At 38.7% G+C, this 11,855-nt stretch carries 8 protein-coding genes; 6 read left to right on the top strand and 2 right to left on the bottom strand.

Annotation, left to right across the window (positions count from 1 at the left end; translation table 11 throughout):
* Positions 1-26 precede the first annotated feature (26 nt).
* Positions 27-392 (top strand): Na-translocating system protein MpsC family protein, encoded by a 366-nt coding sequence (locus tag M2M59_RS13115; protein WP_249774790.1) that lies wholly within the window; start codon positions 27-29, stop codon positions 390-392.
* 107 nt (positions 393-499) lie between these two features.
* Positions 500-865, top strand: coding sequence for a hypothetical protein (locus M2M59_RS13110; RefSeq protein ID WP_249774789.1), 366 nt, complete (start codon positions 500-502; stop codon positions 863-865).
* Between the two features lie 330 nt (positions 866-1,195).
* Here M2M59_RS13110 and M2M59_RS13105 read toward each other — a convergent pair whose 3' ends face one another.
* Complete coding sequence (locus tag M2M59_RS13105; protein WP_249774788.1) at positions 1,196-2,197, bottom strand: M23 family metallopeptidase; 1,002 nt, start codon at positions 2,195-2,197, stop codon at positions 1,196-1,198.
* A gap of 162 nt (positions 2,198-2,359) precedes the next feature.
* On the opposite strand from M2M59_RS13105, the gene M2M59_RS13100 reads away from it, so the two are divergent.
* From M2M59_RS13100 to M2M59_RS13085, 4 genes are all read left to right on the top strand, one after another.
* Entirely contained in the window at positions 2,360-4,255 is a 1,896-nt protein-coding gene (locus M2M59_RS13100) for a PrkA family serine protein kinase (RefSeq protein ID WP_147197358.1), read from the top strand.
* Between the two features lie 160 nt (positions 4,256-4,415).
* Positions 4,416-5,585 carry a sporulation protein YhbH gene (gene yhbH / locus M2M59_RS13095; RefSeq protein WP_150285176.1) on the top strand — a complete coding sequence of 390 codons (1,170 nt, stop codon included), beginning with the start codon at positions 4,416-4,418 and terminating at the stop codon, positions 5,583-5,585.
* Positions 5,586-5,643: 58 nt separating this feature from the next.
* Complete coding sequence (locus tag M2M59_RS13090) at positions 5,644-7,044, top strand: SpoVR family protein (RefSeq protein ID WP_150285175.1); 1,401 nt, start codon at positions 5,644-5,646, stop codon at positions 7,042-7,044.
* 242 nt (positions 7,045-7,286) lie between these two features.
* Complete coding sequence (locus M2M59_RS13085; protein WP_249774787.1) at positions 7,287-10,016, top strand: S8 family peptidase; 2,730 nt, start codon at positions 7,287-7,289, stop codon at positions 10,014-10,016.
* 42 nt (positions 10,017-10,058) lie between these two features.
* Here M2M59_RS13085 and M2M59_RS13080 read toward each other — a convergent pair whose 3' ends face one another.
* Entirely contained in the window at positions 10,059-11,666 is a 1,608-nt protein-coding gene (locus tag M2M59_RS13080) for a ribonuclease J (protein ID WP_371923818.1), read from the bottom strand.
* Positions 11,667-11,855 lie beyond the last annotated feature (189 nt).

Raw genomic sequence — 11,855 nt, 5'->3', positions numbered from 1 at the left:
CCAACAGGTTAGCGGGAGATTGAAAAATGGATAAAACTAGAGGAACGGTAGAATCGGAAATCAGCAAAGCTTTGACGCACTGGGAGAAGAATTATTTAGGGCGCGGATCGGTTTCAGTGAAATCGGATATTTTGCGAGACATGATTATTGTCGTGCTACAAGGTATCCTAACGCCTGCAGAATATTCTGTCTGTGAAAAGAAAGAAGGATTGCTAAGGGTAAAAGATCATCGCAATAGTCTTGTAGAATCAGGAATAGATGAATTAAAGGCAATTATCAGATCGATCACAAACCAAGAGGTTTTAAGCTTCCACACAGATATAAGCACACAAACAGGAGAGCGAATAATGCTCTTTAAGCTGTATAAAGATTTACAAAGTGAATTAAGTTAATTATTTACCCATTCTATCTGTGAAAAAAAGTGAAATCTTTCTAATGATTTCACTTTTTTCTTATAATGTTTGAAACAAAATCTTGATATACATAGAGGTATCTCATCATGCTATTTATTACTAAAAAATCGCTTGAAAGTCTTGCTGAATCTCATAGAGAGCCAGATATGCTTCTTTGTTACGCGACGCCTCAAGGCTTATCAGCTATCACCAATCGAGCTATACTACTGATAAATGATAATCATATGATTGTTCTTTTTCTAAATCTATTCTCCACCAAAATAGTACATAAACTTATTTTTGAATTAGCTGAAATCCAAGATCAAAAGTATGCTACTAAAGATCCGCTTACAGTCCTATGGTCTTTCAATTTAAAGAGGCAGGCATGGAAGTTTAGAATTCCCACCAAAATATTGACTCTTGGCTCGATGCAAAGAGAATTTTTAATGTTTGTAAAACAAAATATCCTGTAAATGATAAAAGATAATAATGAGTGTTGCCTATGAAAAAACCGAACAATGTGAAAAAATCTCACATTTGTTCGGTATTTTTTGTTCTTCTATAGAATTCATTCAGTATGAAGAACTTTTGGTGATCCGTTCCAGAGGGCATTTTCTACGAGGCTTGCCTTCAATTTCCATAAATCCAATCCTGCGGAGCTTTAAAGCTCATCCGCAGAGTCGCCGTCTACTACACACCACTTTTAAATAAGATTCATCGTTTTTTGAAGTGGATTCTATGAAGTCCAAATTTTTAGCTTTGTAAAATCTCCTTTTGTTCTGTTTATCCAAACCTTGGTTTCGTTAGTTCTTTTTAAGTTGGGCTTTCGCCGTCCTTTCCCATTGTAGAAGGGAAGGGTAAGGGTCATAAGCCCATTCATAACGGCCGTTAAATTTATAAATACCATAGTGGAGATGCGGTGGAAACTTACCTGAGGTTCCTTCACTTCCATAACCTGAGCTACCTACATAACCAATTATCGTTCCAGGTTTGACGATATCACCGACTTCTATTTCTTTGGCATAGGAGGAAAGATGAGCATAGTAATGATAGGAATTATGGTGATCCCGAATGCCGATTCGCCATCCACCAAATTTGTTCCATCCTTTTGTGACGACAACTCCATATGAAGCAGATAATACCGGCGTCCCATAGTCAGCAAAGATATCTGTTCCTTCATGAATACGCCTTCCGCCCCAACCACGGTTAGCTCCCCAGGTTCCCTTGAAGGTATAATTATATCCGAGCGCTACGGGGAAAGTGTACTGGTCTAAGTTGATATCTTGATATTTTTTATATAATGATGCAATGGCCAAGACTTGATTGACGATCGTCTCATTGGTGTAATAATCCCATAAAGCTTTTTTGAAATCGGCTTCTGATGGTCCGTAATGACTTAAGTAACTGGCCATCGTATAGATTATGTCAATGTCATTTTCAGCATCAGCCACACCATCTTTATCTCCATCAAGCCCCATGCCACCAAAATAATCAATCGTAGTTGGTGAATTATCCTGTATTAAAGGATTAAAAGGGCCTGCCCAATATTCATCAGAAAAGCGGATGGCAACTACGCCTTCCCGTGATGGAATATCTTTTCGTACTGCCTGAATATTACGTTCATACTGATCAATAGCAGCTAAGAAATACCAAGGTACCAACATATCTTCAAATTGAACATAAAGAGACATTCGCTGCTTTAGCAGGTCTTCTTTAGATGTTTCCGTTTCAGCTAATACATTTAGAGGAAGAACCATTTGAATAGATGAGAGTGTTAGTAAGAATGCGATAATCAAGCGATTCATCAAAATCCTCCTTTCCTTCTTCGATAGAATATCCAAAAATGTTGATTTCATAAGCCATTGTCTAAAAATCATAGTAGTTCCATAAATCCCTTAATTAATTAGTTATCATTCGAAAGTTCCTAACATATCATGGTTAAAACAGGCCTGAATGGAGGGATAACAATCGATATTTTAAATAAGTTTAAACGTTACCGTGAAGAAGAAAACAGGCTGAAGTGGGAAGGTACTTTTGCAGACTATTTAGAGATAGTCAAAGAAAGGCCTGAAGTGGCTCAAACTGCTCATTCGCGCGTTTATAATATGATTAAAAGCTCTGGTCTCAATGAAAGAGACGGCAAGAAAATGTATCACTTCTTTGGTGAAGAAATTTTTGGACTTGAAGAAGCCATTGAAAGGCTGGTAGAAGAATACTTCCACCCTGCAGCAAAACGATTAGATGTAAGAAAACGTATCTTGTTATTAATGGGGCCAGTCAGCGGTGGTAAATCCACGATTGTGACTATGCTTAAACGGGGATTAGAACAGTATTCACGTACAGATGAGGGAGCAGTTTATGCGATTAAAGGCTGCCCAATGCATGAAGATCCGCTTCATCTCATTCCACCCCATCTGCGTAACGACTTTTATGAGGAATACGGCATTCGTATAGAAGGAAATCTTTCGCCTCTAAACACAATGCGCCTTGACCAAGAATATAGGGGAGAGATTGAAAATGTGCAGGTAGAACGCATCTTCTTCTCTGAAGATAAACGCGTAGGTATCGGCACATTCACACCATCCGATCCGAAATCACAAGACATCGCTGATTTAACCGGAAGCATCGACTTTTCAACGATTGCAGAATACGGATCAGAATCTGATCCAAGAGCCTATCGTTTTGATGGTGAGTTAAATAAAGCGAATCGCGGAATGATGGAATTCCAGGAAATGTTGAAGCTAGACGAAAAATTCTTATGGAATCTCCTTTCCTTAACGCAAGAAGGAAACTTTAAAGCAGGTAGGTTCGCATTGATTAGTGCGGATGAATTGATTGTGGCACACACAAATGAAACGGAATACCGTACGTTTATATCCAATAAAAAGAATGAAGCCCTACATTCACGTATTATTGTCATGCCTATTCCTTATAACCTGAAGGTGAGAGAGGAAGAACGGATTTATGAGAAAATGATTCGCGACAGTGATATGAATCATATTCATATAGCACCGCATGCATTAAAAGCAGCCGCGATTTTCTCTGTTTTATCCAGGTTGGAAGTACCTAAAAAACAAGGAATCGATCTTGTAAAGAAAATGAGACTGTACGACGGCGAGAGTGTTGAAGGCTATAATTCTGTAGATGTGGAAGATTTGAAGAAAGAATATCCGAACGAGGGCATGCATGGTATCGATCCACGCTATATTATCAATCGAATTTCTTCAGCGATTATTCGCAAGAAGTCACCATCAATTAATGCGCTGGATGTCCTTTTAGCTTTAAAAGATGGGCTTGATCAGCATGCTTCCATTAGTCAGGAAGATAAAGACAAATACATGAATTTTATTGCCATTGCTAGAAGAGAGTATGATGAGATTGCGAAAAATGAAGTCCAAAAGGCATTTGTCTATTCATATGAAGAATCTGCTAAGACGCTGATGAATAATTATTTAGATAATGTAGAAGCCTTTTGCAATAAAAATAAGCTGCGTGACCCGCTGACAGGGGAAGAACTAAACCCAGACGAAAAGCTAATGCGTTCAATCGAAGAACAGATTGGTATTTCAGAAAATGCGAAAAAAGGCTTCCGCGAAGAAATCTTGATTCGGATCTCTGCTTATGCGCGTAAAGGAAAACGATTTGAATATAACTCGCATGAACGGTTAAGAGAGGCTATTCAGAAGAAGTTGTTCGCCGATTTAAAAGATGTCGTGAAAATCACGACTTCCTCCAAAACACCGGATGAATCGCAGTTGAAAAAAATGAATGAAGTAATCGCAACTTTGGTGGATGAACATGGATATACAACTACTTCTGCCAATGAATTGCTTCAATATGTTGGTAGTTTATTGAATCGCTAAGTGTTAAGGAGTGTCCACATTTTTTAAGGACACTCCATTTTTTTATATCAAAAAGTTAAATAATTCAATCTCTATGCATAGTATAAGTAAAGCATTAAGAATTATCCCAATGCAAACGCCAAGTGCAGAGTTTCAAAATTAAGAGATGGGTGAGGATATAATGGCTGAAAATCCGAATAAGCATTTTGTCATTTCACAGGAAAATTGGTCTCTCCATCGCAAAGGGCATCAAGACCAGCAACGCCATATGGAAAAAGTAAAAGAAGCTATCAAAAGCAATTTGCCTGACTTAGTCAGTGAAGAAAACATCGTGATGTCGAATGGGAAAGATGTCATTAAGATTCCCATTCGTTCATTAGATGAATACAAAATTCGTTATAACTATGACAAATCGAAGCATGTAGGCCAAGGAAAAGGAGACAGCAAAGTTGGAGATGTGATCGCCCGTGATGGCAGCGGCCAACAAAATGGGCCAGGCAGAGGGAAGAAGGCCGGCGACCAAGCTGGGGAAGATTACTATGAGGCAGAGGTAAGCATAGAAGAAGTGCAAAGTGTATTGTTCAAGGAGCTTGAACTGCCGAACTTACAGGAAAAAGATAAAGCAGAAATCCAATCGGAAAAAATTGAATTTAATGATATACGTAAAAAAGGGTTAATGGGCAATATTGATAAAAAACGGACTATACTGAATGCCATCAAACGAAATGCGATGAAGGGGAAAGCCGAGATTGCCCCTATTTATAATGATGATCTTCGTTTTAAGACGTGGGATGAGGAGATTAAACACGAATCAAAAGCTGTGGTACTTGCAATGATGGATACAAGTGGCTCTATGGGAAGCTTTGAAAAATATTGTGCGAGAAGCTTCTTCTTTTGGATGACACGTTTCCTGCGCACCAAATATGAAAGCGTCGAAATTGAATTTATCGCACACCATACGAAAGCGAAAGTAGTCACGGAAGAGGAGTTTTTCACAAAAGGGGAAAGCGGAGGAACGATTTGTTCATCTGCCTATGTGAAGGCTCTTGAACTCATTAACGAAAAATATCCACCTTCTAAATACAATATATATCCTGTCCATTTTTCAGATGGAGAAAATATGTCTACTGATAATGATGCTTGTTTAAAACTTGTACAGCAACTAATGGGCGTGTCCAGCATGTTTGGATATGGAGAGGTCAACCAACATAATCGTTTTTCAACGATGATGTACAACTATAAAAAGATTGTAGACCCTAAGTTTCGCCACTATGTCCTTAAAAGTAAACATGATGTATATGAAGCGTTGAAATGCTTCTTCCAAAAAGAAGTCGAAGAACAAAAGTTATAAGATTCAACACAGCTAGAGATAGAATGTTAGGTTAATAAGCGCGGAGGAGGATTAAAAAATGGAAAGAGAACTTCAAATAGCAATCGAAGAAATTACGGAGATTGCTAGTGGTTTTGGGTTAGACTTTTATCCAATGCGCTATGAAATTTGCCCCGCGGAAGTAATCTACACAATTGGCGCTTATGGAATGCCAACACGTTTTACCCATTGGAGTTTTGGAAAACAGTTTCATAAGATGAAGCTGCAATATGATTTAGGCCTAAGTCAAATTTATGAACTTGTGATTAATTCAGATCCTTGCTATGCTTTCTTGCTTGATACGAATTCATTAACTCAAAATAAATTAATCATCGCACACGTTTTAGCTCACTGTGACTTCTTTAAAAATAATATTCGTTTTTCCAATACACGAAGAGACATGGTGGAAAGTATGACTGCTACTGCAGAGCGTATTGCCCACTATGAAAGGCTGTATGGAAAAGATGAGGTAGAAGAGTTTCTAGATGCTATTTTAGCGATTCAAGAGCATATTGATCCTTCATTAATGCGGCCACAGCTCGGCGAAAAATCAGAAGAAGTGGACATAGGAGCTCCACGGAAAAGAAAATCGCCTTATGACGAGCTTTGGAATTTAGAACAACAAGAAGAAGAGCCTCTATCCACTCGCTTCAAGAAAAAGAAATTCCCCGAGGAACCAGAAAAGGATCTCCTCTTATTTATTGAAACACACAGCCGCGAGCTGGAGGACTGGCAGCGAGATATTTTGACGATGATGAGAGAGGAGATGCTCTATTTCTGGCCGCAATTAGAAACAAAGATTATGAATGAGGGCTGGGCATCTTATTGGCATCAACGCATTATGCGAGAGTTAGATTTATCGACGGAGGAAACAATTGATTATGCTAAGCTGAATGCAGGTGTTCTCCAACCATCCAAAACCTCTATTAATCCTTATTATTTAGGAATTAAAATTTTTGAAGATATTGAAGAGAGATACAACAATCCAACAGAGGAAATGAAAAGGCTTGGCGTAGCACCCAATTCGGGTCGCCAAAAAATGTTCGAAGTGCGAGAAGTTGAATCGGATATGTCCTTTATTCGTAACTATTTAACGAAAGATCTAGCGAAACGGGAAGATCTCTATTTATTTGGAAAACAAGGATCTGATTATCGAATTACAGATAAAGACTATGTAGCAGTGAGGGACCAACTCGTTCAGATGCGCGTCAATGGTGGCTTCCCTTACATTGTGGTCGAAAATGGTGATTATCTAAGAAATGGAGAGCTCTTTTTAGTACATGGCTATGAAGGAATGGAGCTGGATCCTCGTTATTTAGAACAGGTCCTGCCTTATGTTTATCAGCTGTGGGGGCGGCCCGTGCATCTTCGAACAGTAGTAGAAGATAAATTTGTCCTTTATTCTTATGATGGAAAGAAAAACTCAAGAAAGTATCTTTAATACTGATTAACCCATGGAAAACTCTATGGGTTTATTTTTTTTCTAATAATAAACTAAAAACTAGGTATTATAGCTTATTATATAGGTAAATGTATTTAACTAATAGTTCTATTTGCATGTATTGATATAAGTCAATAGTTGAGAATATGAAAATTGTTAAAAAACCCTGTTGAAGAATAGAATAAATGAGCTATGATGGATTAGGATGTTTTTCCAAAAAAAGTTTAATAGGAGGTTTTTAAGTGAAGCAAAATAACACTCGCAAAATTGCTGTTTGGCTATTAGCATTTGCTATCATTCTAGGATTGACGCTTCCGCCGCAACAAAGCTTTGCAGCAGAAACGACTACTGCAACAGCAATTGATGATGCGACAGCTATAACAAATGGCGCGACCGTTAAAGGTTCATTTGACCAACCAGGTGTATATTGGTACAAAGTTACACCAACGAAAGAAGAAGTTTCAAAGTACTCACATATAAAATTCGATATAAACAGTGACCAAGTTGTAAATGTATCTGTTTATCCTAATAAAGCAAAAGCAATCGCGGATGATGCTTTTGAGCAATACGTAACAGGGACAGTTTCTGATCAAGCTGCTACTATTTCATTCCCTTACGCATGGGAAGGACCTTATTATGTGAAGGTGGAATACAGTGGCTTTGCAGATGATCTTCCGATGGAAGGTCTTAGTGAGGATGAAGGTAGTAGCACTGACTCAGTCAACTATAGTATCACAGCAAAATCTGTTAAGCTTTCTCCGGCTAAAGAAGAAGCAACAGGCTCTGTATGTCCTGTTGAATACAGTGTCGCAAAACAAAAAAGTGCTACACAAATCTTAAAAGATATCCGCCTATTCCGTGATGGTACTTTAGCAAAATCAACACAAGGCAAGCAGCTATCATCTTTATACTACAAAGCAGCACCATTCCTTGTGGCAAAAATGATTTTTAACAAAGATACAAAGCAAGATGTGTACAAGCATTTGGTTGAAATTCAACCGCTTATCACTGATCTAAACCAAAATGGCGGAAACAGCACACGTGTTATTAGCAAATCAGAAGCAAATGCGATTAAGCAGCTTTTCGACATTGCACATGCTGCAGTACCAGCTAAGTTACAACAAAGCATGGATGCTATCGCGAAAAAAGTACAGATTGATAGCCTAGCGGGTGAAGATTTAGTAGCTATCGCGAAAAATGTTGGTATTAAATTAAATGGAAACTCAGCTTCCGGTAAATATATTGTTAAATTAAAAGATGGCAAGACATTGAAATCTGTACAATCTAAAATCTCAGGTAACAAAACGTTCTCTACATTATCAACTGTTGACCACTCAGATGAGTTGCTTGACAATACGTATGTAGTAGAAATGGATGCAAAAACAGCAAGCATGAGTGCAAAAGCTCAAACGAAAGCACTTCAAGCAACTGTTTCCCAAGTAGAAAAGTTAAATGACGTAGAATATGTAGAGCCTGTCCAAACCTACCATGCGCTATCTAGCGATGTTTTATCAAGTTATCAATGGTCATTAAAGAATCTTGGTAAAAATGAAGGAACAAAAGGCGCTGATGTTCAAAACGATAAACTTCAATCACTATTAAGCACTAAAAAAGTTAAAGATACAGTCATTGCAGTTGTAGATACTGGCGTTGACTATACTCTTGCTGATTTAAAAGGACATGTTGATCCGTCTATCGGCAAAAACTTTGTTGACGAAACAACAGGTCCATTAGATGATAATGGTCACGGTACGCATGTAGCGGGCATTATAGCAGCAGAGGCAAATAATGGATATTCAATTCAAGGGCTTGACCAGCACGCAAAAATTATGCCTGTCAAGGTGTTAACAGCTGATGGAGCAGGCGATACAGAAACAATCGCTAGAGGTATTAAATACGCTGCCAGCCATGGCGCAAAAGTAATCAACCTAAGCCTTGGTGGTTCATATAGCCGTACACTTGAGGCAGCAATGCAATATGCATCTTCAAAAGGTGTAGCAGTTATTGCAGCATCAGGAAATGATGGACAAATGGGCATTTCTTATCCTGGACGTTCTCGCTATGCTATTTCTGTAGGTGCTACAAACGATTGGGACATTGTATCAGATTACTCCAACTTCGGTGAGAAATTAGACCTTGTTGCACCTGGTACGAATATTCCTAGCCTTGTGCCAAACGGTAATGTGACATATATGAGCGGTACTTCAATGGCAGCACCTCACGTAGCAGCTGTTGCTGGATTATTACGTTCTGTTGATTCTACATTAAGCGTTTCTGATATCAAAACAATTCTTCACCAAACTTCAAAAAATGTAACCTTTGAAGGGAAAGATAACACTGGTGAGGACGGCAGCATCTTTGATATGTTGTTAGGCGGCGACATGGATCCGGAAGATTTCGATCTTCGTGTCGGTACTGATCTTGTATCAGGCTATGGCCGCTTGAATGCATTTAACGCAGTAAGTACTGCAGATTTACGAGTAAAAGTACATCCAATTCTAGAAAGAGCAACTTCAGTAACAGGTAGAGCAAAAACTGGTTCTAAAGTTATCGTGAAAAAAGGCTCTAAAGTGATTGGTAAAGCCACTTCAGTACATGGAAAATTCAAAGTGAAAATTCCTGCACAAAAAGTGAATCAACACTTAACAATGACAGTGACGAATCCATCATATAAAGCTGCTTCAACATTAGCCTTGTATGTAGCAAAGGACAATCGTCCGGCAGCACCAGAAGTAAAAACTATCACAACTAAAACAACTGTTGTGTCAGGTTTTGCAAAACCTAAATTACAAGTAGTTATGAAAAATTCAGCTAAAAAAGTAATTGGCAAAACAACAGCTTCAAAGAATGCTCAATTCAAAATCAAGCTAAAAAAACAAAAAGCCGGCACGAAATTATATTTCAATACGGTTGACTCTAAAAAACGCACAAGCAAAACAGTCACAGTTACTGTGAAAAAGGCGAAAAAATAAAAGATAAAAGCCCCTACTATAGGGGCTTTTTCTTTTGGCTTTTTATATCTCAAAAATTATAGGCAAAATCATCGGTCTTCTTCTTGTTTGTTCAAATAAATATTGGCCAACCGATTTTTTTACTTTGCGCTTTACGATATTCCATTGCTGTGCGTCTCTACCCTCTAAATCTTCTATTGTAGATGCGACGAGGCGGTTGACATTTCCGAGCAATACTTCATTATCTTTCGCATAGACAAAGCCACGGGAGATGGTGTCGGGAGGGGCAGTCATGCTGCCGTCTTCTTTGCTTATGGTGAGTACAATGACGAGCATCCCATCTTCAGCAAGCTGTTTTCGGTCGCGTAAAACAATTTCGCCCACTTCGCCTATGTCAATGCTGTCGACATAGGTATCACCAGCATGAATTTTACGTGTTTGCCTTGCTTCTCCTTTTTCAATATCCAGCACGTCTCCGTTTTGCATAATAAAGGTGTTGCCTTCCTCTACGCCGACAGACTCAGCCAACTCACGGTGAAGATACAGCATTCGATATTCGCCGTGAATCGGAACAAAGTATTTCGGTTTCATAAGTGTCAGCATCCATTTCAAATCTTCTTGGTAGCCATGTCCGGAAACATGCATGCCTGTAATGCTAGATGAGCCATAGATAACTTTTGCTCCAAGCTGGAAAAGATTATTGACAATACGTGATACATCTTTTTCATTGCCCGGAATAGGAGAGGCTGAAAAAATAACAGTGTCTCCAGCATGGATTTGAACATCACGATTATCTGATGTCGACATTCTGGAAAGCGCAGCTAAAGGCTCCCCTTGACTGCCCGTACAAAGTACCACGACTTCTTCAGGGGGCAGACTCATAACAGTTCGTGCATCTACTAATAATCGCGGAGGTACCTGCAGATAGCCTCTTTCAATCGCAATTGGAACGACAGTGAGCATGCTTCGTCCTAACAAAGCCACTTTGCGGTTTGTCTTTACTGCTGCATCGATAATCTGCTGAACACGATTGATATTGGAAGCAAAGGTAGAGATTATGATTTTCTTCTCTGCCGCGAAGAAAGCTTCATCAATATGTTTTCCCACTTCTTGTTCAGAAGGAGCGGACCCTGGGCGTTCAGCATTGGTACTCTCTGATAAAAGAGCCAATACGCCCTTGTTGCCGATTTCGGCCATTTTATGAACATCTGAATATTGAGCATTCACAGGTGTTAAATCAAACTTAAAGTCACCTGTATGTACAATGATTCCTTCTTCAGTAGAAAAGACAATTCCCAGGCAATCTGGAATACTGTGACTCGTCTTAAAGAAGCTCACTTCTATGCGATCAAATGCAATCACTGTATTGGAATTTATTTCATGAAGCTTTGTTTTACGTAATAGCTTATGCTCTTTTAATTTGACTTCAATAAGGCCAAGGGTAAAACGAGATGCATAAATAGGAACATTTATCTTCTTTAGGAAATAAGGGATGCCACCAATATGATCTTCATGGCCATGCGTGACAATCAGACCGCGAATCTTTTCTTTATTTTCCATGAGATAGGTGATATCCGGGATAATCAGGTCGATCCCCAATAGACTTTCATCGGGGAACTTACCGCCACAGTCAATAATCAAAATTTCATCTTCATCTTGGATAGCATACATATTTTTGCCGATTTCATTTAATCCGCCCAATGCAAAGATGGATAAAGCGCTCGTATTCTTTTTAGCCAACTGTATAACACTCCTCTTGCCAGATTTCTTATCTTCATCCCTAGTATGGCGTAATAGAAAAGCAGTTATGCAAATGTAATAAAGTGAAATGTTTTAAAAAATACACAAATACTAAAAAAC

The sequence above is a fragment of the Rummeliibacillus sp. G93 genome (assembly GCF_023515935.1).
Classification (GTDB): Bacteria; Bacillota; Bacilli; order Bacillales_A; family Planococcaceae; genus Rummeliibacillus; species Rummeliibacillus stabekisii.
The sequence above is the reverse complement of the archived record's forward strand: the minus strand, read 5'-3'. Positions and strand labels throughout refer to the sequence as shown.

Excerpts from the sequence above, each read along its gene's own strand:
- M2M59_RS13115 (WP_249774790.1), top strand. The coding sequence starts at position 27 with ATGGATAAAACTAGAGGAACGGTAGAATCGGAAATCAGCAAAGCTTTG.
- yhbH (WP_150285176.1), top strand. The coding sequence starts at position 4,416 with ATGGCTGAAAATCCGAATAAGCATTTTGTCATTTCACAGGAAAATTGG.
- M2M59_RS13110 (WP_249774789.1), top strand. The coding sequence starts at position 500 with ATGCTATTTATTACTAAAAAATCGCTTGAAAGTCTTGCTGAATCTCAT.
- M2M59_RS13080 (WP_371923818.1), bottom strand. The coding sequence starts at position 11,666 with ATGTATGCTATCCAAGATGAAGATGAAATTTTGATTATTGACTGTGGC.
- M2M59_RS13105 (WP_249774788.1), bottom strand. The coding sequence starts at position 2,197 with ATGAATCGCTTGATTATCGCATTCTTACTAACACTCTCATCTATTCAA.
- M2M59_RS13090 (WP_150285175.1), top strand. The coding sequence starts at position 5,644 with ATGGAAAGAGAACTTCAAATAGCAATCGAAGAAATTACGGAGATTGCT.